This is a genomic window from Dasania sp. GY-MA-18, from assembly GCF_024734385.1.
Classification (GTDB): Bacteria; Pseudomonadota; Gammaproteobacteria; order Pseudomonadales; family Dasaniaceae; genus Dasania; species Dasania phycosphaerae.
The window spans coordinates 162776-188382 of record NZ_JANHAP010000002.1; the positions used below are offsets into that span (position 1 = coordinate 162776).

The window sequence follows — 25607 nt, forward strand, 5'->3', positions numbered from 1 at the left end:
CCTCAATGTTTACGCAGGGTCATAATCCAATACTGGCATTAGCCAGCGCTCTAGCTCTGGCAGGGTCATAGCTTTACGTTCGGCTAGGGACTCTACTTGGTCTTTGCTGATTTTGCCGGTGGCAAAATAACTGGACTCAGGGTGAGAAAAGTAGAAACCACTCACCGAGGCCGCAGGTGACATAGCAAAATGCTCAGTCAGCTCTACCCCTATGTTTTCTTCGCTGTTTAGCAGTTTAAACAAGGTGGCCTTTTCCGTGTGATCGGGGCAGGCGGGGTAGCCGGGGGCTGGGCGTATGCCGCGATAGCGCTCTTTAATAAGCTCTTCGTTGCTTAGTTGTTCGTCGCTGTCGTAGCCCCATAGCTCTTTGCGTACGCGCAAGTGCATATGCTCGGCAAAGGATTCAGCCAGGCGGTCTGCCAGCGCTTTTATCATGATGGCGTTATAGTCATCGCCGTTGTCCTGGTATTGTTTGGCTAGCTCATCGGCACCCAAGCCTGCGGTGACAGTAAAGCCGCCTATATAATCTTGGCATAGGCTTTCTTTAGGGGCGATAAAGTCTGCCAAGCTCATATTGGCTTTGCCGTTGGGCTTATCTATTTGTTGGCGTATGTGGTGCAACAAGGCTATAGCTTGCCCTTGCTCGTCATAAACCTCTATATCATCGCTATTAACACGGGCGGCAGGCCAGAAACCGACTACTGCATTGGCGGTTAATAGTTTTTCATCAACAATTTTTTGCAATAGTTTCTGCGCGTCAGCAAACAAGGCTCTAGCCGCTTCGCCTACGGTTTCATCGTCGAGAATTTTGGGGTATTTACCCGCTAAATCCCAAGAGATAAAAAACGGCGTCCAATCTATAGTGTCGACTAAGGTTTGCAGCGGGTACTCGTTAAACACTTTTACGCCGGTAAAGCTGGGCTTGGGTGCTTGGTAAGTATTCCAGTCAAACTTTAGGCCACGGCTAATCGCGTTACTATAGCTAATGGGTTTGGTTTTGGGTTTGCGGTTGGCATTGCGCACGCGGATTTTTTCGTATTCTTCTTTACGATCATTCCACAGTGTTTGCCTGTGCTCGGGGTGTACCAAATCGGCAACCACCGAAACACTGCGCGAGGCATCGGCCACATACACCGTAGGGGCGTTTTTATATTGCGGCTCTACCTTAACGGCCGTATGTGCTTTTGAGGTAGTAGCACCACCAATTAATAAGGGTAGGTTAAAGCCCTGGCGCTGCATTTCACGGCCCACGTAAACCATTTCGTCTAGTGAAGGTGTAATCAACCCACTCAAACCTATAATGTCAGCGTTGTGCTCTTTGGCGGCGTTTAAAATATCCTGGCAGGCCACCATCACACCTAGGTCTACAACTTCAAAATTATTACATTGTAGAACTACACCGACGATGTTTTTACCTATGTCATGCACGTCGCCTTTAACGGTGGCCATAATCACCTTGCCGTTACTTTTACTGACGCCGGAGTTGCTGGCCTCTATATAGGGCGTTAAATAGGCTACTGCTTGTTTCATAACGCGGGCGCTTTTTACCACCTGGGGTAAAAACATTTTGCCGCTGCCAAATAAATCACCCACTACGTTCATGCCATCCATGAGCGGGCCTTCAATCACCTCTATGGGTTGATCGGCTTGTAGGCGTGCGGCTTCGGTGTCTTCTTGTATATAGGCGTTGATGCCTTTAACCAGTGAATACTCTAAGCGTTTGTTAACATCCAGCTCGCGCCAGCTTAAATCTTCCTCTTGGTTTTGCGAGCCTTTACCGGCAAATTCTGCGGCGATATCCAGCATGCGCTCGGTGGCATCTTCGCGGCGGTTTAAGACTATATCTTCAACGCCTTCGCGTAATTTTTCTGGGATGTCGTCGTATATTGCCAGCTGGCCAGCATTGACTATGCCCATGCTTAGGCCTGCGTTGATGGCGTGGTATAAAAATACCGCGTGTATGGCTTCACGCACGGCATCGTTACCGCGGAAGGAGAAGCTAACATTACTCACGCCGCCAGAAATTTTGGCGTAGGGCAGTTGTTCGCGTATATAACGGCAGGATTCAATAAAATCTACCGCGTAGTTGTTGTGTTCCTCTATGCCGGTGGCGATGGCAAAAATATTGGGGTCGAAAATAATGTCCTGGGGCGGGAAGCCCACCACATCAACCAAAATATCATAGGAGCGTTTACAAATTTCATTTTTGCGTGCCACGGTATCGGCTTGACCATCTTCATCAAAGGCCATAACCACTACGGCCGCACCATAACGCATGCATAATTTGGCCTTGTCTATAAACTCCTGCTCGCCTTCTTTTAGGCTGATGGAGTTAACGACTGACTTGCCTTGTATGCATTTTAAGCCTGCTTCCATGACTTCCCATTTAGAGGAGTCCACCATAATAGGCACGCGGGAAATTTCAGGCTCGGAGGCAATAAGATTGAGGAAGCGCACCATGGCGGCTTCCGAATCCAGCATGCCTTCATCCATGTTGATATCTATAATCTGCGCGCCGTTTTGCACCTGCTGCAGGGCTACCTCTAAAGCGGTGTCGTAATCTTCTTCTAAGATTAGCCGTTTAAAACGGGCCGAACCGGTGATGTTACAGCGCTCGCCTACGTTAACAAACAGCGAGTCATCGTCTATAACAAAAGGCTCTAGGCCGCTTAGGCGACAGGCGGGCTTTTGCTCGGGGATGATACGGGGCTTAATATCGGCCACGATATCGGCAATAGCTTTGATGTGCTCAGGGGAGGTGCCACAGCAGCCGCCAACAATATTTAAAAAGCCGCTTTCAGCAAACTCTTTAATAATGACTGCCATTTCTTCGGGGGTTTGGTCGTATTCGCCAAACTCATTGGGCAGGCCTGCATTGGGGTGGGCGCTGACGTGGGTGTTGGTGCAGTTGGCCAGTGCTTGTACATAGGGGCGTAGCTCTTGCGCGCCTAGAGCACAGTTTAGGCCTACGCTAATGGGCTTGGCGTGGGCCACGGAGTACCAGAAGGCCTCGGTGGTTTGCCCCGACAGGGTGCGGCCACTGGCATCGGTGATGGTGCCCGAAATCATAATGGGCAGTTCTACGTCCAGCTCTTCAAACACGCCTTGGGTGGCGAAAATCGCCGCTTTGGCGTTGAGGGTGTCGAAACTGGTTTCTATCAGGATAATATCTGAGCCGCCTTCGATTAAGCCTTTAACCGATTCAGAGTAATCTTCTACCAGCTGATCAAAGGTCACGTTGCGGTAGCCGGGGTCGTTAACATCCGGTGAGATGGTGGCAGTGCGGCTAGTGGGGCCTATAACACCGGCAACAAAACGGGGTTTTTCCGGGGTGAGGGCGGTCATGGCATCGGCCGCCTCACGGGCGACGCGGGCACCTGCTACGTTGATTTCATAGGCGATAGACTGCAGGTCGTAGTCGCTTTGCGAGACTTTGGTGGCATTAAAGGTGTTGGTTTCCAGTATGTCGGCACCCGCCTTGAGGTAGGCGGTGTGTATGTCCTTGATGATTTTGGGCTGGGTAATAGCCAGTAAATCATTATTACCCTTAATATCCATGTGGTAATTGCTAAAGCGCTCACCGCGGTAATCGGCTTCTTGTAGCTTATAAGACTGAATCATGGTGCCCATGGCGCCATCAAGAATTAAAATTCTCTCTTGTAGGGCTTGTTGCAGGGCGTTAATTCTAGTGCTTCTATCCGTCATATTGGTTCCGAGTACTGTCTAAATGTTGGCCAACTAATACTTGACTGTGGCAGTTGGGCTTTAACTTGTGGTAAATTGGCGAATTGTAACAAACTTGACGCTGCGCTGCGGTACTAATGCAGTGAAAAGGCGATAAATTCAGCTCTATTTTATCGGGTAGGGCCATTATAAGGTTGTAGTAATAGATGTCGGAAGCAAACCCTGAATTAAAGTTAACCATTACCGAATCGGCGCAGGCCTACTTGGCGGAGCTATTGGCCGGCCAGGATGAAGAGGTAAAGGGTATACGTTTATTTATTAGCCAGCCGGGTACGCCTAAGGCCGAAACCTGCATTGCTTATTGCCGTGAGGATGATGAGCAGGACGACGATATTATTGTTCAGTACGAAAATCTATTGGCCCGCGTAGAGTTGCGCAGTGTGCCATTTTTAGAAGATGCTTTTGTCGACTATGCTAAAGATCGTATGGGTGGCCAGCTGACTATTAAAGCGCCCAATGCCAAGTTGCCTAAAGTTAATGAAAACAGTTCTATAGAAGATCAAATCAACTATGTGTTGTATAACGAGGTCAATCCTTCGTTAGCCGCGCACGGCGGTGAAGTGTCGCTGGTGGAAGTGGCCGAAGAGGACGATAAAAAAATCGCGGTATTGCGTTTTGGTGGTGGTTGCCAAGGCTGCGGTATGGTTGATATGACCTTAAAAGACGGGGTGGAGAAGTCTTTATTAGAGCAGGTGCCGGGTTTGGCGGCAGTGCGTGATATGACGGACCATACCGATACTTCGCAGGCTTATTTTAAGTAATAAGTCTGGCTATCACATTATGCATTTATTAACGGCGCTGCGATTGGCTGTTGTTTATTGAATGCAAGGTTTGGATCGCGTAGCGATGATGAAGCTCTTGCCTTGGTGAGGGCTTTTTTATTGCTTGGTGAAAGGCTCTAGCGGTAAGTTTGGTTTACTTGCATCGACGGCTGAGCCGGATGCTGTCGCTACATGGTCTGGCCTCTCCGGGGTGCCCGTGTCCGCTACTGAGCCTTAAAGCGCTGCGCTGTCTCATCCGCTACCACGGCCAGCCCTTTTATATTTCGCGACATCACCCGGCCCAGCCCTCTCGCATCGTGCTAGATTTTAGTTTTGCTGATAAAAAAATATGTACTTTGATGTACTACGGTAGGCAGGTGATGGCAGAAGGTTATTGCGGAATATAAAAGATGAGCGCTGAGTGAGCGCCTGAGACCGGCTGCTTTCCCCGCAGGGGTGTCGGGCTCAGGCGGGAGTGAAGGCAGCCTGGAAGGCCGCCATCATGGAGCAATGACCTTGTGCCATTGCCAGATTTAAAGCTTCTAACTATGCCAACGGGTAAGCTTCTTTTTTACTGCGAGAAGCTTAGGTCAAAACAGCGGCTTACTAACCCCGATGGCTGAGCCGGATGCCGCCGCTACATGGTCTGTCCCCTCCGGGGTACCCGCGTCCGCTACTGAGCCTTAAGGCGCTACGCTGTCTCATCCGCTACCCCGGCCAGCCCTCTTATATTTCGCGACAGCACCCGGCTCACCCCTCTGGCATCGTGCCAGTCTTTAGGTCGTCGGGTAGGGGAGGGATGTTGAGGTGAGGCGAGAGCTAAGGCAGCTCTAGGAGCTGCCTTACTGGAGTTGTTGCCGGTATTACCTAACCTGCAAAGCTTTAAGAGCGTCTGCCCGGTAGCACGCTTTTTAATTTTTCATGCATGGATAATATGGCGGCTTCGGTGGTTTCCCAGCTGATACAGCCATCGGTAACCGAAACGCCGTATTGTAATTGGCTAAGGTCGGCGGGGATGCTTTGGTTGCCTTCATGGATGTTGCTTTCAACCATTAGGCCAACAATAGACTTGTTGCCTTCTAAAATTTGGTTGGCTACGTTATCCATAACCAGTGGTTGTAGGCTAGGGTCTTTATTGGAGTTAGCGTGCGAGCAATCCACCATAATGTTTTTGCTAATGCCTGCTTTTTCGAGCGCAGCTTCACACAGGGCTATGTGCACAGAGTCGTAATTGGGGCCGTTAGAGCCGCCGCGCAATACCATGTGAGCGTAAGCATTGCCCTTGGTTTGAATGATGGATACCTGGCCTTGGCCGTTAATACCTAAAAAGCGGTGTGGCTTGGCAGCTGATTTAATGGCGTTGGTCGCTACTTCCAGGCCGCCGTCGGTGCCATTTTTAAAACCTACCGATGAGGATAGGCCGCTGGCCATTTCGCGGTGGGTTTGTGATTCGGTAGTGCGTGCGCCTATGGCTGACCAGGAAATACAGTCTTGTATGTATTGTGGTGAGATTGGGTCCAATGCCTCGGTAGAGGTGGGTAGGCCCATTTCAGCTATTTGTAGTAACAGTTTGCGGCCTATGCTTAAACCCTCTTCAATTTTAAAGGTGTCATTGAGGTAGGGATCGTTAATTAAGCCTTTCCAGCCCACCGTGGTGCGCGGCTTTTCAAAGTACACGCGCATGACTATGTAGAGGGTGTCGGCGACTTTGTCGGATAGTTGTTTTAGGCGTTGTGCATAGTCCAAGGCGGCATCAACATCATGTATAGAGCAGGGGCCTATCACCACAAATAAACGGTGGTCTTTGCCATCTAAAATATTGCGTATCACCTCACGGCTTTCGGCGACGGTGTTGGTAGCCGCTTCAGACATAGGGGTGGCGGCTTTTAGTTGCTCAGGTGTGATCAGAATCTCCTGAGATTCAACATTGATGTTGTCTACTGCCTTGCTGCTCATTGCTCAATCCTAAAATGTGCCGTACTTCATGCGAGGTGCGAAATGCAGAGTACTAAATAGATGTTATGGTATGCGTTAATAATTTGACCAGAGATTGTAGCTTAATTCCACTGTTAAATGTGTATCTATAGGCTGTGGCAGCAAAATCTTAATTATTTAGGCCGCGATACATTTCTTAGTGGCTATTGAGCAGTTAGAATGGGGCCGCAGTTAGGATGAGATTGCAATTAGCCTAGCCCTAATAATGAAACTGGACGACCCCGCCACCCCATGACCCAGCTGATTTCTTTATACGATATAGCCCCCCTAGCCGCCGATTTAGCCAGTGGCGAATTATTGCTTACCCCCAATCAGCGTTTGGCTAGCCGCATGAGCAATGCCTATGCGATTTTTTGCCGCGATAACCATCACCCAGTGGTGGCAGCGCCCAATATACAATCTATTAACCAATGGTTAGCGGCTAGCTGGCAACAACTGCTACTGGCAGCTTATCCGCCAGCGATAGAGCGGCAGTTGCTGAGTTCGGCAGAGCAGCTGATAATTGTTGAACGTATCATTAGTGAGTCAGAGCAGGGCCAGCAGTTGCTTAGGCCTAGGGCAACCGCTCAACATGTTGTCAATGCTTATGATAGTTTTCAGCACTGGTTGCTGGATAAACAGAGCTCAGAAATACAACAATATTTTTCTGGCGATGACGCGCAAATTTTATTGCAATGGTTTCAGCAGTTTGATGATTACTGCCAGCAAAAAGCCTATTTAGCCCCCATACAGCAACACCACATAGTAATAGCGGCCTTTGAGGCTGGGGTGTTAAAAAAACAACAGACCATAGCCAGTGTTGCTTTAGATAAGCCTACACCTCTGCAAAAAAAATTAATCAATAGCGCCTGTGAGCATTGGCGCGTAATTGATAATAACAGGCCCGCTGCTGCGCAGCAGGTGGCCGTTGCCTGTGAGAATAGTGAGCAAGAAATTGTAGTTGCCGCCCTGTGGGCCAAGCAGCAATTAAAAAATGCCATCAACCCCAATCAGCTACCCACTATAGCCATAGTGATACCTAGCCTAGGTCAGCAGCGCGATAAAGTGGTGCGTATTTTTCAAGAGGTGTTTTGCCCCGAGTTTCAAAACCCTAATTACCAGCGCAATAATCTGCCTTTTAATATTTCTGCCGGTAGTCCTTTAGGCGATGAGCCTATTATTGCTGCCAGCTTTTTAGCTTTGGCAATGAACGCAGCACAGTTAGATTGCGATCAAATTATTAACTGCTTGCTGTCACCGTTTTTTTTATTAAGCGAGCAAGATGAAAACGCGTTAGCGCGCTTAATTAGTTTGTTGCGCGAAGAGCAGCGCGCCACGATTAGCAGCGCCAGAGTGCGCCAATTAGTTGAAAAGGTTAGTGCCGAGTTTTTTGCGGAAGATAGCCCTTGGCCATTGTTAAGCGCTTTGATAGAGCAGGCTAATTTAGCCCGCGCCATGGGCCTTAGCAAAAAACAGCCGCTGAGTGAGTGGGCAGTGTTTTTTAAACAATCACTGTTTGCCCTAGCTTGGCCGGGGCGGCGAAAAATAGACAGCATAGAGTATCAGGCCTTAAAACAATGGCAGCAGGCCTTACAGCTTTTTGTTAGCCAAAGCGGGGTGTTAGGTAATGTGGATTTTAACGATGCGCTAAACCTGTTTAAGCAGCAATTGGCTGGCACGGTATTCCAGGCGCAAACGGTTGATTCCCCCATACAAATACTGGGTGCCTTAGAGGCAGCGGGTTTGCATTTTGATTATCTATGGCTAAGTGGCATGTCCTCTAAAGAGTGGCCGGCAGCGCCAGCGCCCAACCCCTTGTTGCCTATTAGTTTGCAGCGTGCCTATGCCATGCCCAATGCTACCGCCGAAGGCGAGCTGGAATATGCCCGTTTATTGAGCCAGGGCTTTATTCATAGCACAGATAACTTGTGCGTAAGCTATGCCAAGGTAATTGATGATAACCCCGCCAGTGTTAGTGGTTTATTTGCAGAGTTTGAGCAGTGCTCACCCGAACAATTATTGAAAAAAAGCATAGATGTTTTACTACCTCATAGTGAGTTGCGCCGCCGTTATTTTAGCCAGAAAAAACTACAACCTTACGAGGCTTATAAAACACGGCCGTTATCAGCCGAAGAGCTGGTAAAAGGGGGGAGCTCTTTATTTGCCAATCAGGCGGCTTGCCCCTTTAAGGCTTTTGCCACCCATCGTTTAGCGTTAGTGGCCTTGGCTGAGCCGGTACTGGGTTTGGATCATGCCAGCCGTGGTAATTTGCTGCATAGGGCGTTGGAATTAATTTGGAAGCAGCTGGAGCATTCGCAGGCATTAATCGATTTAACTCAGGATGAGCAGAGCAAACTCTGCCAGGATTATGCTGAGTATGCTCTTAATGAAATGAATCATCGCCAAGGCAATAGCATAGGCCCCAGGCAGTTGCGCATAGAGCGCGACAGATTATCCGCCTTGTTATCAGCTTGGCTGGCAGTGGAGCGTGAGCGCGCTGCGTTTACTGTGGTTTCCAGAGAGGAGCGTAAAGTGTTTCGCTTTTCGCAGTTAGAGTTGGTAGCCAGGGTTGATAGGGTGGATCAATTAAGCGATGGCTCGCAGTTAGTTATCGATTACAAAACGGGTAAGAGCTCCATCAACAGTTGGTGGGGTGACAGGCCGGAGCAGCCGCAATTACCTTTATATAGTTCCTTGTTAGAGCAAGAAGGGCGCGAGGTCTCGGCAGTATGCTTTGCCCAGGTGCATATAGATGGCTGCGAGTTAAAAGGCGTAGGTGGGCAAGAGTGCCCCCAGCCTACACTGCAATGGAATAGTAAAATACAAAGCAGCAGCGGGGCCATAGATTGGCCACAATTAAAACAGCACTGGCAACAAACCTTAACCGCCTTGGCGCAAGATTTTATAGCAGGTAAATCCTTGGTAGATCCTAAAGATAAAGTAAAAAGCTGTCAGTACTGCGACTTGGCCAGCGTATGCCGTATTAATCATCAAGGCAGTAACGCTATGGAGTTGTCGGAATGAGCGCGCCTATAGATCAGGCGCAACGTATTGCCGCATTAGATCCATTGCAATCGGCCTGTGTTACCGCACCTGCCGGTTCGGGAAAAACAGAATTACTAAGCCAGCGTGTATTAACGCTGTTAGCCAGGGTGGATAAGCCAGAAGAAATCTTGGCGATTACTTTTACCCGCAAAGCTGCGGCTGAAATGCATCACCGTATTATTCAGGCGCTGTTATTTGCCAGAGATAACGACGAACCCGAAGAAGAGTACAAGCAGCTAACCTGGCGTTTAGCGCGAGCAGCTTTAGCACGCGATAAAGCCTGCGAGTGGAATTTGTTGGTTAATACCAGCCGCTTAAAAATCCAAACCATCGATAGCCTATGTGCCAGCTTAACCCGGCAAATGCCTTTGCTGGCCAGCTTTGGTGCTCAACCTAAAATCACCGATAATGCCGAGCCACTATACCAACGCGCGGTGGCCAATTTATTAAAATACTTAGAAACAGACAGTGAACTGGCCCAGCATTTAGAAGCGCTGCTGCGCCATGTTGATAACGATTGGAGCAAAACCGAAAAGCTATTAATGGATTTATTGCGCTGCCGCGATCAGTGGTTGTTTCATATATTTATCCATCAGCAGGAGCAACCCAGAGATATTTTAGAATCGGGCTTGCAAGCGGTAGTGCAGGATCATCTAACAAAGTTACAGCATAGCTTATTGCCTTGGGCTGCAGAGTTGGCGCCATTACTGGATTATGCTGGCCATAGTTTGCAGCAAGAACATAGTGACTCCATTGTTGCGCAACTAGCTGGCTGTACAGCTTTGCCTGGCCCTAAAGGGGATGACTTAGCGGCTTGGCAAGCGGTAGCGGAATTGCTACTAACTGCCAAAGGTGAGTTTCGTAAAACCGTTAATAAAAATACCGGTTTCCCGGCACAAACAGCCACTGGCGATAAGGCTGAAGCCAAGCAGCGCAAAGAGGCTATGCTGCAATTACTGGCTCAGCTGGCAGAAGATACAGCTCTGCCCACCTTACTGCATGAGTTGCGCAGTATGCCCGCACTACACTATCCGGACGAGCAATGGCATTTTCTAGCGGCGCTAACCAGCTTGCTGCCGTATTTGGTTGCCGAGCTGATGTTGGAGTTTCAACATGCAGGTGAGGTTGATCACTCACAAATTGCCTTGGCAGCAATACAGTCTTTAGGTGATAGCCTTAACCCCACTGAGTTGCGTTTAAAATTGGATTATCAGCTCAAGCATATTTTAATTGATGAATTTCAAGATACCGCCTCCACCCAATTTGAATTGCTTAAATCTTTGCTAGAGGGCTGGCAGGAACATAACCAGGCTAACCCAGAAACACCTAACACCTTGTTTATTGTGGGTGATGGTATGCAGTCCATTTATGGCTTTCGCGAGGCCAATGTGGGGCTGTTTTTAGAGGCCAGACGGCAGGGGGTAAACAAGTTGCCCTTGCAGGCTTTGTCGTTGCAGGTGAATTTTAGGTCAACCCCTGCGATAGTCGATTGGGTTAATAAAACTTTTAAGCAGGCATTTCCGCAAACTGAAAACTTAGGCCGTGGCGCGGTGCGCTATGAAAACTCCAGCGCTTACCAAGAGGCTAGCGATAGTTCGCAAGTAAAAGCGTTTGGGCTATTAGGTGATGACGTTAGGCAGCAAGAGGCATTAAAAGTTGTAGAACTGGTGCAGCAGCATATGACTGATAAGCCCAAGGCCAGCATTGCGATACTGGTGCGCACGCGCAATCACCTCAATGATATTTTGCCAGCTTTATTTGCCGCGGGCATAGAGTGGCAGGCCACAGATATTAATCCCTTATCTAAAAATGGCACTATTATCGATTTATTATCGCTAACTAAAGCGCTATTAAATAGTGCCGACCGCATAGCTTGGGCGGCTTTATTGCGGGCTCCTTTTATAGGCTTAGATAACAGCGACCTGCATATTTTATTGGGTGAACAGCAAAGACAGGTTACCGTTAAGCAGGCGATTAATAATACGGACTTATGCAAATGCCTGTCTCGCTATGGCCAGCAGCGCATGGCTACGGTTAGGGCTATTTTACGGGCGGTAGAGCTACAGCGCGGCAGGCAGTCCTTACGGGTGCAAGTGCATGGCGTGTGGATGGCCTTGGGCGGTCCAGCCTGTGTGGCGGACTCGGCGGAATATTTGGCGGTAGATGATTATCTAAATTTATTAGAGCAGCATGAGCAATCGGGTTTGCTGCCGTCTATAAAACAGTTCGAGGCGGCGGTGGCGCGCTTATATGCCGCGCCCTTAGTTAATGATAGTTGCCTGCAGGTTATGACCATACATAAATCCAAGGGCTTGGAATTTGATACGGTTATTTTGCCCGCCTTAGAGCGGCGGCCGCGCTCCGATGATAAATCACTGCTGATGTGGCGTGAATACCTGTCGGCAGCAGGCGATAACTGTTTGCTAATGTCGCCCTTATCAGCCACTGGCAGCAGTGATGCTATTTACGATTATTTACGTTATGAGCAAGACGAAAGCCGCCGCCTAGAAAACACTCGTTTGCTTTACGTGGCGGCCACTAGAGCCATAGATACTTTATATATTACTTTCAGCCAGGCTGGGGTGTACGAGCCCGAGTCGGTTAAAGCACCCAGTAAACAATCTTTATTAAATAGCATATGGGCCAGTGTTAAAGACGAAGCTATTTATTCGGTGCATCACGAGCACGGCGATGATGATCAATTAATGATTGCCTTTGATCAGGTTGATCAAGGCTCAGCTAATTTCCGCTTGGCTGATGATTGGCGGCCGCCGCATTGGTCTTTTGCTAACCCTTTGGCGGATTTTTATATTAAACAATCTGCCGAAGGGGATAATAATATCCCGGATTTTTTTGAAGATCATTTCCCCAGGCAGCTAGGCAATATTGCCCACGCCATTTTGGAACACTGCGTAGCCGCGGGCGTCAGCTATGTGGATAGATTATCGGATGAGCAAAAAGTGTTATGGGTAAGGCGTTTATGTCACAGCGAAGGAGTGAGTAAGGATCGCTGGGGCGATGTTAATGTTTATATAGATAATATGATGACAAATATAAGCAATGACCCCAAGGCACGTTGGTTGTTATCCTCGCAACATAAACGCTCTGATGTGGAGTATGCGCTGCTCAGTTGCAGTGCAGATACGGTCTCGAAACGGGTGATTGATAGATCTTTTGTCGACGAAGAAGGGACGCGCTGGATTGTGGATTATAAAACTTCTGCGCCTCTGCACGGTGAGCCGCTGGCCGATTTTATTGCCAAAGAGTTAGCGCTTTATAGCCCACAGCTACAGCAGTACCAACTATTAATGCAGGCTTTAAATCAGGATGCGGGCTTGGACATGCCGGTTAAAACGGCGCTGTACTTCCCCGCCATACCGCATTGGCAGGAGTTGTGATGAGTAAGCAAAGTATTTTATGTTTGTTAGCTGTTGGTTTTAGTGCGCAAATTAGCGCACAGCCTGTAACCACAGATGAACAGCCGCAGCCCAAGATGCGAGCCATAGACAGAGATTGGGAATACTTTAAGGCCGTGCCCTGCGAGCGCATTAATAAAGAGGTATTTCATTCCCGCAGTGAAGAGTTACTACTGGCAAAACGAAAATCTCAATGTGTTAACCGCTATAAAGCATTTTTACCCAAGCCGCTAAGCTAAGAGCTGACATGCCTAAACCAAGCGCCAATCTTAGAGTTTTTAAACCCAAACAACGCCTTGCAGTACCGGGTAAGCATGAGCTGACGATTAGCAGTATTAGCAGCGATGGCCGCGGTATCGCCAAGTTTAACGGTAAAACGGTATTTGTTAGCGGCGCGTTACCGGGTGAACAAGTGTTGGCACGTTTTACTGCCAGCCGTAAAAACTATGATGAGGCTGCATGCCTAAAGGTATTGCAGACATCACCGGATAGGGTACAGCCAGCCTGTGAATATTATGGCAGCTGTGGTGGTTGCAGCTTTCAGCATTTTCATTATCAGGGTCAAGTTAGCGCCAAGCAGCAGCAATTGCAGCAACTTTTTAAACCGCACGAACAACGCCAAGGGCAGGCTATAGCTTGGCAGCCACCGCTAGTTGCCGAAGCCTATCACTACCGTCACAGAGTGCGCTTTGCGATTCAGGCCAAAGGTAAGCAGTTTAGTTTGGGGTTCAGGCAGGCGGGGAGCCATGATGTTATTGCTGTGGATAGCTGCGCTATCGCAGATCAGGCCATTAATCGCAGTTTAGCTGCGGTAAAAATTTTACTTAGTGGTTTAAGTAAACGATCACTGCTAGTTGAGTGTGCCATTGCGGTGGATGCGCAAAACAAACTCTCTATGCTGCTTAGCGCCAAGGCGGATTTGCCCGAGCAAGATTACCAGCAGCTGCAGGATTTTTCTCAGCGGCAGGCTATGGCGGTTACTGTGGTGCATAGTGAGCAGCCCTATGCCGCGGCACTGTTTAGCTCGCCGGAGCAAACACGGCGGTATTATTTAAACGAGGCCATGAGTATAGAGTATCAAGCCGGTGACTTTACTCAGGTTAATAGCGCTATCAACCAGCAAATGATTAAGCAGTTAATCGCTTGGCTGCAACTCAGCGGCCAAGATGTGGTAGCAGATTATTTTTGTGGTATAGGTAACTTAAGCTTGCCTATGGCGGCGGGTTGCCAGCAGGTGCAGGCCTATGAGTTAGTGGAATCCATGGTGGCTAAGGCTAGCGCTAATGCTGTGGCCAATGGTTTAACTAATATCGAATTTATCTGTGCCGATTTATTTTCCCCACAACTATCGCCAGTCCGTACAGCTAATAAAATTGTGCTGGACCCACCCCGTGCGGGTGCCAAGCAATTGTGCGAATTATTGGCGCAGCAAAAGGCGGATAAGTTGCTGTATATTTCCTGCAATCCAGCCACCTTAGCCAGAGATGCGGAGTTATTACAGCAGGGGGGCTATGTGCTAAGCCGGGCGGCATTAATTGATATGTTCCCACAGACCAAGCATATGGAGTGCATGGTATTGCTGGAAAAAACATAGCCGCTATGGCTTAGCGGCTATTGCTAGAACATGCTTACTGCGATTATTAGTCGCTATAAGCGCTATTGCTTAGGCTTTGATGTTGATATGTGCGCCTAGGTTGCCTGTGGCGGCGGGGCTGTCAATGCTGGCTGACTCTAGTAGTTTTAAGGCGGCTTCACCTTCGGCGACCTGCTGTTTTTTGGCGAGTTTAGCGCCTACTAGTTCTTGGCTGTTTGTGACTAGCTGGCTGCTAGTTGATGAACCTATTTCCATGCTATGACCTCTTTACTGCGAAATAATATATGCGCTAATGATATAGCTCTAGCTAGTATATCGGCCGTTTGCTTGCAAACTTTAGCTCAACCGGTTTTGCGTTTATGAGGCTGCGTTATGCTATGAAGTTTTTTGATGGCGTTAGCGGTGGTGACTCGATTGATACGCTCATACAGTTTGTCTATGACCTGCAGGGCATAGTCTATAGCCAGGGCCATTTTGCTTAAATCTGCTGCACTTTGTAGTTGCAGGCTGATATAGCTGGTGCCAAAACTGGCGCTTAATTCAAAGTCCTTACAGGCATACTGTAGGCTGGGGTCATTAAAAATATATTGTAGTCGGCAGCCTGATTGCTCTTTTTTATAAGACGGCAGTGTGACCGGTACAAAGTGCTCGGTTTGTAGCACATCGGCATATAAGCTGGGGTTGTCTAGTAGTGAGCGACCATTAGCTGTATGTATGTCTATTTTGGCAAGCAGACAAATTGGGTTGGTAAAAAAAGTAGGATGTAAATGGGCATAGGCCTCGCCCAGCTTTTGGGTGATGTTTGCGAACTGCTGTAAATCTGCGCTGCTGGCTGCTGGGCTGGTGGTGCTGGTAGGGGGACGCGACATGGTTCCATCCTTAGTACATACTTCGAGAAAGTATTCCATTTCCCTGAATAGTAGCCGAAAACTAGGATTTTGCTATACGCATTTGCGCTTATGCGCAGTGCTGAAATGCTTATTATCAGTGCTTCTGCGCTGTTTATAAGTCATGTTTATTGTTTTATGGCTTGATAGATCACAAATTTCTTATTGCTGGCAATCTTGGTGCAGTGGCCAAAAAGATTCTTTAAATAGGGGGCATAGGGCAGTTGCTTGTTGGCTACTACCCACAGCTGGCCCTGTGGCTTGAGGCTGCTATAGCTGTGTTTAAACATGCGCTTGGCTAGGTAGTCACCAACCGTATGCTGCTGGTGAAAAGGCGGGTTGCACAGTATTAAATCAGCGCTTATGTCGGCTAGTTGGCTCAGGCATTCACTGTGGTGAAAGCTGCAGTTGTCCAGGTTGTGATAAGCCTGTTGGTAGTTAAGCTGTGCTGAAGCAACAGCCATATAGGACTCATCTACAAAATGTATCTGACTGTTTACCCCTTGTTGCTGCATAAAGCGCCTGGCCATAATGCCCAGCACGCCATTACCACAGCCCAAGTCGATAATATGTTCGGCACTGGGTAACTGCTTGAAGTGCTGGATAAAAAAACGAGCACCTATATCTAAGCTTTCTTTAGAAAAAACATTGGCGTGATTGCTTAGCGTTAGCCCTAGGCTGGGCTCGGTAAAAGTTATTGGGTAGGGCAGGGGTTGCGCTTGTTGATGCACGGCCTGGGGGAAAATTAGGCGCGCTTTTTTTTCGGCTTTGGATGTGGTGGTGGGGCCTACTAAGCGTTCGAAAATACGGTAGCTAGACATAGGCATATGCTTGCACATACCTGCCGCAATGATTTGGCCCTTAGCTGTCAGCTGTGCCGCTAAGCCGTTTAGCTGTGTTTCAAGTAAGGCGCTCACTTTGGGTAGCTTAATCACTATCAAATCGTAGCAGTCACTAAGTGATTGTACCGAGCTAAGATAATGAATTGGCGTAGTTAACTGATTGAGTTTTAAATTATGCGCCGTGGCTAACTGGCTAATATGTGAGTCGCCCCAATGGCTAAGCTGTTCAATGCTGGCTGCGGCTAAGCTAACACTTAAGGCACCAAAGTGATCATTGATAACTAGCACTTTGCTGTGTGGCTGTGCTAGTTGTTGTTGGGCAATATGCTTAAGCAATAATTCATCGGCAGCATCCCAAGCTCTTAAGCTTTGGTGATGCTGTAAGGGCAGGCGCTGAAGTTGTACGCGGGCTAGGGCGTTGTTAAATATTTCTGTGTTCAAATTTAATTTAATCCGGCCTGTAGTAATTGTTGGGTGTAGGGGTGTTGCGGTTGGTTAAACAGGCTGGCGCTAGTGCCGGCTTCTACCACGGCGCCTTCTTTCATCACTATCAGTTGATGGCTGATAGAGCGTACTACGGTTAAATCGTGGCTAATAAATACATAGCTAAGCTGGTGGCGGCGCTGTAAATCTTTTAATAAATCTAAGATCTGAATTTGCACTGATCTATCCAATGCCGAAGTGGGTTCGTCCAAAATAATAATTTTAGGTTTAAGTATAATTGCCCGCGCTATGGCTATACGCTGGCGCTGCCCCCCCGAACATTCATGGGGGTAGCGGTGGCGCAACTCTGGGTCTAGCTTAACTTCTTGTAATACCGCTATAACTTGTTGTTCGCATTGCTGCGGTGTTAGTTTTTGAAACACCTTTAAGCCTTCACTGATAATTTCGGCTATGGATTGCCTAGGGCTAAGGCTGCTAAAAGGATCTTGAAACACTACCTGTATCTCTTGTCGCAGCGGCCTAAAGGCGCGTTCGGATAGAGTATTAATCTCTTGGCCTTGGTAGTAAATCTGGCCACTGGCTTGCTGTAGTTTTAGTAAGGCCATAGCCAAAGTGCTTTTACCTGAGCCACTTTCACCGACTATGCCTAGGGTTTGCCCGGGGTATAGTTGCAAGTCTATAGCTTGTAAAGCGCTGAAGTATTGTTGGCGGCTAAAAAACCAAGATTTAGCAATAGGGTAATCAACCGCTAATTGCTTAGTGCTAAGCAGTGCGGGCAGATTCGCATTGGTAATAGCAACGGGATTTAAGTCAGGCTGTGCCTGTAATAAATGTTGGGTGCAGGGGTGTTGGGGCTGGCTAAATAATTGCTGGGTAGTTTGTGTTTCTACAATTTCGCCTTGATGGATGACATAGCTGCGCTGTGCCATTTTTTTTACTATACGTAAATCATGGCTGATTAATAATATAGCCATGCCCATCTCATTTTGTATTTCTAGCAGTAAGTCTAATATCTCACTTTGCACGGTCACGTCTAAGGCCGTGGTGGGCTCATCGGCAATCAGCAACTTGGGTTTATTGGCAATGGCCATGGCTATCATTACCCGCTGGCGTTGACCGCCGGATAGCTCATGGGGGTAGCTATTTATTTTACTCTGAGCATCTTTTATTTTGACCCTGTTTAATAGCTCTACTGTCTGTTGTTGTAAATCGCGGCGATGCTGTTGATGCAGGCTAATCACTTCGGCAATTTGCTTGCCTATGGTCTGCAAGGGGTTTAAGGCGGTGAGCGGCTCTTGAAAAATCATGGCGATGTCATTACCACGCAGTGCTCGTAATTGCTTTTGGGGCAGGCTTAAAATATCTGTGCCCTCAAACATTATTTTGCCACTGGGGTGGCTGGCTAAGGGGTAGGGCAGCAAACGCATAATGGCATGGGCGGTGATCGATTTCCCCGAACCGCTCTCGCCCACTAGTGCGACAGTTTCACCGGCATTAATACTGAGGTTGAGCTTGTTCACCGTGCAATCAGCCTGGTTGTTAAAGGTGATGGATAGCTCTTCTATGTTGAGTAAGGGGTGGCTCATAGACTGTTTAACCTTGGGTCCAGGGCATCGCGTACGGCTTCACCAATAAACACCAGTAAGCTCAGCATGGCGGCGAGTACGATAAAGGCACTGAGGCCTAGCCAGGGCGCGTGCAAATTAGCTTTGGCCTGCGCTACTAGCTCTCCTAAGGAAGCTGATCCCGGAGGGAGACCAAAGCCTAAAAAGTCCAGTGAAGTTAAGGTAGTGATGGCGGCAGTAATAATAAAAGGCATATAGGTGAGGGTGGCAACCATGGCATTGGGTAAAATATGACGCAGCATAATGGTTCTGTTATTTACTCCCATGGCTCTAGCGGCTTTCACGTAATCTAGGTTACGGCCGCGTAAAAACTCTGCCCGCACCACATCCACTAATTGAGTCCAACTAAATAGCAGCATGATGCCCAGCAGCCACCAAATGCTGGGGGTAATCATGCTGGCCAGTATGATCAGTAAAAACAGTACCGGCAGGCCAGACCATATTTCAATAAAGCGCTGGCCTAGTAAATCCACCTTGCCGCCAAAATAACCTTGCAGTGCACCCGCTGCTACACCTATTAGTGAACTGCCCAGGCTGAGGCTAAGAGCAAACAGTACGGAAATTCTAAAACCATAAATTATACGAGCTAATACATCCCTGGCTTGATCATCGGTGCCTAGCCAGTTGTTGCTGTCGGGGGCAGATGGGGCTGGGCTGCTCAGTTGATCTATGTGGGTGTCGTAGCTATAGGGGATTAGTGGCCACAGCACCCAACCGTTACTTTCTAATAAATCCACTACATAGGGGTCGCTGTAGTCAGCTTCGGTTTCAAATACACCACCAAAGGTTGTTTCCGGGTAGGAAAATAGCGCAGGCGCATACAGCTCACCCTTATGGCTAAGAATAAAAGGCTTGTCATTGGCGATTAGTTCAGCAAATAAACTGAGGCCAAACAGCAGGCTAAAAATTATAAGGCTGTAAAAGCCTCGGCGGTGAGCGCGGAATATAGCCCAGCGGCGTTGGTTAATAGGGCTTAGTGTTGAAAGTTTAGTCACGTCTTAAGCCTGTTAGCGTTGCGCGTTAAAGTTGATGCGTGGGTCTACCAAGATATAGGTAAGGTCACTAATTAGTTTGAGCAATAAGCCCAGTAGGCTAAAAATAAATAGGGTGGCAAAAATAACTGGGTAGTCGCGGTTAATTACCGATTCATATCCCAGTAGGCCCAAACCGTCTAGCGAAAAAATTACCTCTATTAACATAGAACCGGTAAAGAACATGCTTAAAAAAGCAGCTGGAAAGCCCGCAATAATAATTAACATGCCATTGCGAAATACATGGCCGTATAATATTTTTTGCTCGGTTAAGCCCTTGGCTCTGGCGGTGATGACATATTGCTTATTAATTTCATCTAAAAAGGAGTTTTTAGTGAGCATAGTCAAGGTGGCAAAGCCGCCTATGGTGTAAGCGGTAAGCGGCAACGCCAGGTGCCAAAAATAATCTTTGATTTGCCCCCAGAGGCTGAGTTGTTGATAATCGTTAGAATGCAAGCCGCGTAGAGGGAACCAATCTAAAAAACTGCCGCCGGCAAAAATCACAATTAAAAATATCGCTAACAAAAATCCGGGTATGGCGTAGCTCACGGTAATAATAGCACTGCTAATAATATCGAAGCGGCTGTTGTGGCTAATGGCTTTTTTAATGCCCAGGGGTATGGAAATTAAATACACCAATAAGGTGCTCCATAAACCCAGTGAGATAGAAACGGGGAGTTTTTCTTTAATTAAATCAATAACAGAGCTGTTTCTATAAAAACTTTCGCCAAAATTCAATTGGCTATAGTCCACCAGCATGTCGATAAAACGGCTGTGGGCGGGTTTGTCAAAACCATACATTTGCTCGATTTTGGCCAGCGTTTCAGCTGATAGGCCGTGGCTGCTGTAGTTTTGAGTTTCACCATCACTGGCATTACTCACCCTTGCGGTGGCGCTATCGCCCAGACCTTGTAGCTTGGCTATCATTTGGTCCACAGGGCCGCCAGGGGCAGCTTGAATAATAATAAAATTAAGCAGCATAATGCCTAATAAAGTGGGGATAATAAGCGCTATACGCTTTAAAAAATAATTGAGCATTAGCGCTGGCCCTTAAGATATTCAGGTTTAAGCCACCAAGTCAGTATGCTGTTTTGATAGCCGTAATCATATTTTGCGCTAATGGCCGGCCGCTGAAATTTGTTCCAATAGGCGATGCGGTGGCTGGCTATATAATATTGTGGGATAACATAGTGGTTATGCAATAGCACTCGATCCAATGCTCGGGTTCTTGTGACTAGGCTGGCCCTGTCGGGGGCGTTAATGACTAGATCCACTAAGTCATCTATCACAGGATTTTTAATGCCGATCAAATTACGGCTAGCTGGAGTATCGGCGGTACTGGAGTGCCAGTACTCTTTTTGTTCATTGCCTGGTGAAAGCGATTGTCCAAAACCACCCACGATCATATCGTAGTCAAAATTACGCAATCGATTGATATACTGTGACACCTCACTGTGGCGTATATGGGCTGTGATACCCAGTTTTTTTAAGGCCTTGATATAGGGGTTAACGATGCGCTCAAAGCTAGGTTGTACCAGGGTGATTTCAAAGCTAAAGGGCTGGTTATTGCTATCGACTAATTGATTGTCGACCACGCGCCAACCCGCCTCTTTGAGCAAATGCATGGCGCGAATTAAATTTTTGCGATTATATTTATCGCCATCGGATACTGGTGCTTTGTAGGGCTGGTTAAAAACGCTGCTAGGTAGCTGATCTTTATAAGGTGTAAGTATGGCAAGTTCAGCTGCGGAGGGTAGGCCAGTGGCGGCTAACTCAGAGTTAGAAAAATAACTCTGGCTGCGGGTATAGGCATTGTAAAATAAGTTTTTATTACTCCACTCAAAATTAAAAGCCAGGCCTAAGGCTTGCCTGACGCGCATATCCTGAAATAAAGGCTTACGCAAATTCATTAAAAAAGCCTGCATGCCTTTGGGTAGTTGATGGGGGATTTCTTCCTGTATCAACTCTCGTTTTGTTAGTGCCTCACCGGTATAGCCGGTAGCCCATTGTTTGGATGAGTATTCCACCCGAAAATCGTATTGCTTGGCTTTTAAACCCTCTAATAGCACATTGCCATCTTTATAATAATCAATAATGATGCGATCAAAATTATAATGGCCAGCATTGACCGCTAAATCTTTGCCCCAGTAATCGGATACACGTTGATAGCTTATGCTTCTGCCTGGATCTATGCTGTCCAATTTATAGGGGCCGCTGCCCAAGGGGGGCTCTAAACTACTGCTGGCGAAATCTTTATCTTGCCAATAATGTTTAGGCAAAATGGCCAGTTGCCCCACGATTAGGGCCAGCTCTTGATTGAGCTTGTTTTTAAAATTAAAACGCACTCGTTTGTTGCTCAGGGCAACGACTGACTCTACATCGCCGTATAGGCTTTGATAAAAGGGGTTACCTTTTTCCATTAGGGTATTAAAGGTGAACACCACATCGTCGGCCGTGACTGCAACACCATCATGGAAAGTAGCATGCGGATGCAAGTTGAATATTATCCAGGATCTATCCTCAGGGTATTCCATGCTTTCAGCCAGCAAGCCGTATTGGGTAAAGGCCTCGTCTTTAGAGCTGACGGTAAGCGTGTCATAAATAAGGCCCAAATAGGCCGCGCTATTGCCCTTGGCAATAAAGGGGTTGAGGCTGTCATAGCCACCTTGCTGGCCTAGGCGCAGTTCACCACCTTTTACGGCTAGGCTGGAGCTGTAATCAAAACGACTAAAGCCCGAGGGGTATTTGGCCTCACCATGCATGGCGATAGCATGGCTGTGGATAATCGTTTGCTGGTCTGTGCTGCTATAGCTGAGCTGGCAGCAGAATATTAGGCTTAGCAGTACAATAATCTGCCTGCAGTTAAAGTAGGGGCAATATGGGCTCATGGATGATACTTAACGGCTGTTTGCGTTGGTGAACAATGGGTCAGGCGATTACTGGGCTGCTAAATTGCAGAGTAAAGAGTAATAGCGCACTTATTGTTGGCTCATAGTCTTAAAATTGTTTGATTTTTATGCACTTATTGCCTTGCGGTATAACAAAGTTATCAAGAAGTTGTTAGCTATGGAAGGGTTCACGCTATAATATGTGGCCATTAAATAACGACAACAACAATAATCCAAGATTTATGGTATTAGGGGTAGGTGTGGAGAGCAAAGACACAGAGTATTGGGTGCGGCAGCTAAATAATGTACAGCTGCCGGTGCTGTCTGGCGTGATGCAGGAGATTAATGCGGTTACGCAATGCAGTGAATCCTCAGCCGAGCAGCTATCTGAGTTAATTATGCGCGACTCTGCGCTTACCGCCAAAGTTCTACGTTTAGCCAATAGTGTTACCAATACCCGAGGCAGCAATAAAATCAATACCATAAGCCGCGCTGTAGTGCAGTTGGGGTTTAAGGGGATTAAAGCGATTTCTCTGTCCATTATGCTGGTGGACTCGCTGCTAAAAAATAAAGATAAAGAGCGCATGATGCAGTGGATGGCGCGCGGCTTTCACACCGCAGTACAGGCCGAAAACCTGATGCAGCAAGTTGATAATCAAGCTGACGAAGAAGTGTTTATCACCGCTTTATTATTGCATGTTGGCGACATGGCTTTTTGGAGCATGAAGGGCGAGCATGCCAAGCTCTTAGATGGCGCCTTAGACAATTGCGGGGAGTTTTCCAACCCCAAGCTAGAGCAAAAAGTGTTGGGCACTACCTTAAAAGAGGTAGGGGTAGCCCTAGCCGATAAATGGAATTTAGGGGAAGACTTAAAAGAAGTGCTTAGCCCGGGCCATAAGCCCAGCCTGCGTACCCAAGCCGTGCTATTAGGTGAGAAAATCAGTGCGGCCGCCGAGAAGGGCTGGGATTCACCAGAATTTACCGACGTATTAGTTGATGCCTCTATGTTTACCGGTGTGGGGCTGCAGGATATGCGGGCCAAGATCACTCAGGGGGCTGAGCGCGCTGCAGGGGTGGCCAATACCTATGGTGCCGAAAGTATTACTCGTTATATTCCCAAGGTAGATGCGACAGCATCTGCGCCGCAAGCGTCTGCCACTACAGAAGAGGCAGCTGTTGTGGCTACCGCACCTGTCAATGACGGGGTACATGCCGATGCCAAGCTGCAACTAGAGATATTGCGCGAAATGGGCAATATGGTAGAGCACAACATAGACGTCAATACCTTGTTTACCATGCTGACGGAAGGCATACATAAAGGGGTAGGCTTTGAGCGCGTGGCGCTGTGCTTGATAGACCCAAAGGTCACTATGATGACGGCCAAATATATCTTGGGTGAAAAAACCGATATTTGGCGTGAAGACTTAAAAATGCCGGTTAAGGCGCAGCAAGATAATTTATTTGCTTATTGCTTGCACAAGCAGGTAACGGTGTGGATGAAGCGTCGCAGCAGCTGTGGCTTGGAGCACTTAGTGAATAAGCGCATGCAAAACCTTATCGATACCGACAATTGTGTTATTGCCGCTATTTATACCGGCAAGCGCACCATAGGTTTGCTATTGGCCGACAGGGGTATTAAAGGCCCCGATATTACCCAAGAGCAGTTTGATAGCTACTCACATTTTGTGCAGCAGGCCAATAGTTCTTTGGCAATGTTGGCGGCAAAGTCTAAGCGTTAGTGGCGATTCATCACATCTACATACAAGGTTAAGCGTTGCCCTGGCTGTAAGTACTTTTTAGGGTTAACGCTATTCCAAGTAATAATATCTTCCAGTTTGACTTTAAACTTGTCAGCTATACCTGCCAGTGAGTCACCACTGCGCACGGTATAGCCTAGTTTTTTCATCACCGCTTCACGTTGCTGGGCTTTGGCCAGAGCCAGGCTGGCGACTTTTTCTGCCGCCGGTTTAGCTTTTACCCATAGGCTGAGCTTTTGCCCGGGGCGAATTAAATCCTTGGGGGCAAAGCCGTTCCAGTGGGCAATTTGTTTGCTGCTTACCCCGTGTTTGCGGGCAATGGTCCACAGGCTTTCACCGTTTTGTACTTGGTGAAATATCTGTACGGTACCGGCTGCACCTTTACGGCTGGTTTTAATTTTTTCACTTCTTTGTTTGGCGCTATAGGCATAGTGGTGGCTTTGCTGTGAGGCCATGGGGATCATCAGCTTTTGGCCGCTACGTATAATATTGCCTTTGATATCGTTAACCTGGCGTATGGTTTCCACGCCGGTGTTAAAGCGTTTGGCCAACAGCAATAAAGAGTCACCACTTTTTACCGTGTAGCGCTGCCAGTGTAGGCGTTCTGTTTTGCTGAGCTGGCTAACCTTGTCGCTAAAAGCGCTGGCACTGCCAGTAGGCACTAATAAGCGATGGGGACCCTCTGGGTCGGTGGCCCAGCGATTAAAACCGGGGTTGAGTTTATAAATTTCCTCTATATCTACTTCCGCCATTTCTGCCGCTTGGGCTAAATCAATTTGCGAGCCTACTTCCACCACTGCAAAATAGGGCTGGTTGGCAACCGGGTGTAATTTGAGGCCATAGCGTTGTGGGTGCTCTATCAATTTGGCTAGTGCCAGTAGCTTGGGCACATAGCTGCGGGTTTCGCGGGGCAGGTCCAGCGCCCAAAAATCGGTAGCCTTGCCTTTTTTGCGGTTTTTTCTAATCGCTTTGTTGACCGTGCCTTGGCCAGAGTTATAGGCCGCCAAGGCCAGCAGCCAATCGCCATCGTAGCTATTGGCTAAATACTCTAAATAGTCCAGTGCTGCTTGGGTAGAATCGAGGGTGTCGCGCCTGCCGTCATACCACCAGTTACTTTTTAGCTTAAACATCTTGGCGGTGCCGGGGATAAACTGCCACATACCGGAGGCGCGGCCATGGGAATAGGCAAAGGGGTCGAAGGCGCTTTCTACTATGGGTAGCAAGGCGATTTCGCTGGGCATGCCGCGCTGTTCCACTTGCTCAATAATATAGTGGGCATAGCGTTCAGCACGCTCGCTAACTCTGGCCATATAGCTGGGGTGGCGCTTATACCAGTTAAATTCAGCTTGCAGGCGCGGTTTTTCTGGCCGCGCTAATTGATAACCCAGAGGGATGCGCTGCCAGACGGTGCTGGGCTCTATCCAGTAGGGTTGCTCATTGTCAGGCTGGCTGGCGCTGTGCTCGCAACGCTGGGCGGCGTGATAGTTGGTATATAGCTGCCGCTCGGGTAGTGCTAGTTGGCTATAGTCTATGGGCTCGGGCTGTGCAGCTGGCTTAGATTGCGGCTTATCGGCTAGCATTTGACAGCCAGTTAGCATG

The 25607-nt window shown here is 48.0% G+C and carries 16 protein-coding genes; 6 read left to right on the forward strand and 10 right to left on the reverse strand.

The genetic code is table 11. The features are described from left to right. Positions 1 to 9: 9 nt before the first annotated feature. Positions 10 to 3705, reverse strand: coding sequence for a methionine synthase (gene metH, locus NO559_RS03220; RefSeq protein WP_258330349.1), 3696 nt, complete (start codon positions 3703 to 3705; stop codon positions 10 to 12). 185 nt (positions 3706 to 3890) lie between these two features. Here metH and nfuA point away from each other — a divergent pair, with 185 nt between their 5' ends. Further along, complete coding sequence (gene nfuA / locus NO559_RS03225; RefSeq protein WP_258330350.1) at positions 3891 to 4505, forward strand: Fe-S biogenesis protein NfuA; 615 nt, start codon at positions 3891 to 3893, stop codon at positions 4503 to 4505. A gap of 882 nt (positions 4506 to 5387) precedes the next feature. On the opposite strand, the gene NO559_RS03230 is transcribed toward nfuA, so the two are convergent. Beyond that, positions 5388 to 6461: a 3-deoxy-7-phosphoheptulonate synthase gene (locus tag NO559_RS03230; protein ID WP_258330351.1), complete on the reverse strand. Its 1074-nt coding sequence runs from the start codon at positions 6459 to 6461 to the stop codon at positions 5388 to 5390. A 270-nt stretch (positions 6462 to 6731) separates the two neighbouring features. Between NO559_RS03230 and NO559_RS03235 the strand changes: the two genes are divergently transcribed. The 4 genes from NO559_RS03235 to rlmD are packed head-to-tail and all read left to right on the forward strand — an operon-like array spanning position 6732 to position 14534. After that, a complete protein-coding gene (locus NO559_RS03235) occupies positions 6732 to 9503 on the forward strand; it encodes a PD-(D/E)XK nuclease family protein (RefSeq protein ID WP_258330352.1) in 2772 nt (923 codons plus the stop codon). Beyond that, positions 9500 to 12922, forward strand: coding sequence for an exodeoxyribonuclease V subunit beta (locus tag NO559_RS03240; protein ID WP_258330353.1), 3423 nt, complete (start codon positions 9500 to 9502; stop codon positions 12920 to 12922). Before NO559_RS03235 ends, NO559_RS03240 begins: the two co-directional genes overlap by 4 nt. Further along, the gene (locus tag NO559_RS03245) at positions 12922 to 13179 is read left to right on the forward strand and encodes a hypothetical protein (RefSeq protein WP_258330354.1); all 258 of its coding nucleotides are present in this window, start codon (positions 12922 to 12924) and stop codon (positions 13177 to 13179) included. Before NO559_RS03240 ends, NO559_RS03245 begins: the two co-directional genes overlap by 1 nt. Positions 13180 to 13187: 8 nt before the next feature. Continuing rightward, positions 13188 to 14534, forward strand: a complete 1347-nt coding sequence (gene rlmD / locus NO559_RS03250) for a 23S rRNA (uracil(1939)-C(5))-methyltransferase RlmD (RefSeq protein WP_258330355.1) — start codon at positions 13188 to 13190, stop codon at positions 14532 to 14534. Between the two features lie 69 nt (positions 14535 to 14603). Here rlmD and NO559_RS03255 read toward each other — a convergent pair whose 3' ends face one another. From NO559_RS03255 to NO559_RS03285, 7 genes are all read right to left on the reverse strand, one after another. Next, positions 14604 to 14789, reverse strand: a complete 186-nt coding sequence (locus NO559_RS03255) for a hypothetical protein (protein ID WP_258330356.1) — start codon at positions 14787 to 14789, stop codon at positions 14604 to 14606. An 86-nt stretch (positions 14790 to 14875) separates the two neighbouring features. After that, a complete protein-coding gene (locus NO559_RS03260; RefSeq protein ID WP_258330357.1) occupies positions 14876 to 15403 on the reverse strand; it encodes a hypothetical protein in 528 nt (175 codons plus the stop codon). A 146-nt stretch (positions 15404 to 15549) separates the two neighbouring features. After that, positions 15550 to 16704, reverse strand: a complete 1155-nt coding sequence (locus NO559_RS03265; protein ID WP_258330358.1) for a methyltransferase — start codon at positions 16702 to 16704, stop codon at positions 15550 to 15552. Positions 16705 to 16706: 2 nt separating this feature from the next. Further along, on the reverse strand, positions 16707 to 18293 hold the full coding sequence (locus tag NO559_RS03270; RefSeq protein WP_258330359.1) for an ABC transporter ATP-binding protein: 1587 nt from the start codon (positions 18291 to 18293) through the stop codon (positions 16707 to 16709). Further along, positions 18290 to 19327 carry an ABC transporter permease gene (locus tag NO559_RS03275; RefSeq protein ID WP_258330360.1) on the reverse strand — a complete coding sequence of 346 codons (1038 nt, stop codon included), beginning with the start codon at positions 19325 to 19327 and terminating at the stop codon, positions 18290 to 18292. Before NO559_RS03275 ends, NO559_RS03270 begins: the two co-directional genes overlap by 4 nt. 12 nt (positions 19328 to 19339) lie before the next feature. Then, a complete protein-coding gene (locus NO559_RS03280; protein WP_258330361.1) occupies positions 19340 to 20401 on the reverse strand; it encodes a microcin C ABC transporter permease YejB in 1062 nt (353 codons plus the stop codon). Then, positions 20401 to 22251, reverse strand: a complete 1851-nt coding sequence (locus NO559_RS03285) for an extracellular solute-binding protein (protein WP_258330362.1) — start codon at positions 22249 to 22251, stop codon at positions 20401 to 20403. Before NO559_RS03285 ends, NO559_RS03280 begins: the two co-directional genes overlap by 1 nt. A 200-nt stretch (positions 22252 to 22451) precedes the next feature. Between NO559_RS03285 and NO559_RS03290 the strand changes: the two genes are divergently transcribed. Continuing rightward, positions 22452 to 23990: an HDOD domain-containing protein gene (locus NO559_RS03290; RefSeq protein ID WP_258330363.1), complete on the forward strand. Its 1539-nt coding sequence runs from the start codon at positions 22452 to 22454 to the stop codon at positions 23988 to 23990. Here the strand turns inward: NO559_RS03290 and NO559_RS03295 are convergent. Further along, positions 23987 to 25588, reverse strand: coding sequence for a LysM peptidoglycan-binding domain-containing protein (locus tag NO559_RS03295; RefSeq protein ID WP_258330364.1), 1602 nt, complete (start codon positions 25586 to 25588; stop codon positions 23987 to 23989). The two genes, NO559_RS03290 and NO559_RS03295, sit on opposite strands and share 4 nt — an antisense overlap. Positions 25589 to 25607 lie beyond the last annotated feature (19 nt).

What these genes read in the sequence shown, in the direction of transcription:
- metH (WP_258330349.1), bottom strand. Translation starts at nt 3,705, where the DNA reads ATGACGGATAGAAGCACTAGAATTAACGCCCTGCAACAAGCCCTACAA.
- nfuA (WP_258330350.1), top strand. Translation starts at nt 3,891, where the DNA reads ATGTCGGAAGCAAACCCTGAATTAAAGTTAACCATTACCGAATCGGCG.
- NO559_RS03230 (WP_258330351.1), bottom strand. Translation starts at nt 6,461, where the DNA reads ATGAGCAGCAAGGCAGTAGACAACATCAATGTTGAATCTCAGGAGATT.
- NO559_RS03235 (WP_258330352.1), top strand. Translation starts at nt 6,732, where the DNA reads ATGACCCAGCTGATTTCTTTATACGATATAGCCCCCCTAGCCGCCGAT.
- NO559_RS03240 (WP_258330353.1), top strand. Translation starts at nt 9,500, where the DNA reads ATGAGCGCGCCTATAGATCAGGCGCAACGTATTGCCGCATTAGATCCA.
- NO559_RS03245 (WP_258330354.1), top strand. Translation starts at nt 12,922, where the DNA reads ATGAGTAAGCAAAGTATTTTATGTTTGTTAGCTGTTGGTTTTAGTGCG.
- rlmD (WP_258330355.1), top strand. Translation starts at nt 13,188, where the DNA reads ATGCCTAAACCAAGCGCCAATCTTAGAGTTTTTAAACCCAAACAACGC.
- NO559_RS03255 (WP_258330356.1), bottom strand. Translation starts at nt 14,789, where the DNA reads ATGGAAATAGGTTCATCAACTAGCAGCCAGCTAGTCACAAACAGCCAA.
- NO559_RS03260 (WP_258330357.1), bottom strand. Translation starts at nt 15,403, where the DNA reads ATGTCGCGTCCCCCTACCAGCACCACCAGCCCAGCAGCCAGCAGCGCA.
- NO559_RS03270 (WP_258330359.1), bottom strand. Translation starts at nt 18,293, where the DNA reads ATGAGCCACCCCTTACTCAACATAGAAGAGCTATCCATCACCTTTAAC.
- NO559_RS03280 (WP_258330361.1), bottom strand. Translation starts at nt 20,401, where the DNA reads ATGCTCAATTATTTTTTAAAGCGTATAGCGCTTATTATCCCCACTTTA.
- NO559_RS03285 (WP_258330362.1), bottom strand. Translation starts at nt 22,251, where the DNA reads ATGAGCCCATATTGCCCCTACTTTAACTGCAGGCAGATTATTGTACTG.
- NO559_RS03290 (WP_258330363.1), top strand. Translation starts at nt 22,452, where the DNA reads ATGTGGCCATTAAATAACGACAACAACAATAATCCAAGATTTATGGTA.
- NO559_RS03295 (WP_258330364.1), bottom strand. Translation starts at nt 25,588, where the DNA reads ATGCTAGCCGATAAGCCGCAATCTAAGCCAGCTGCACAGCCCGAGCCC.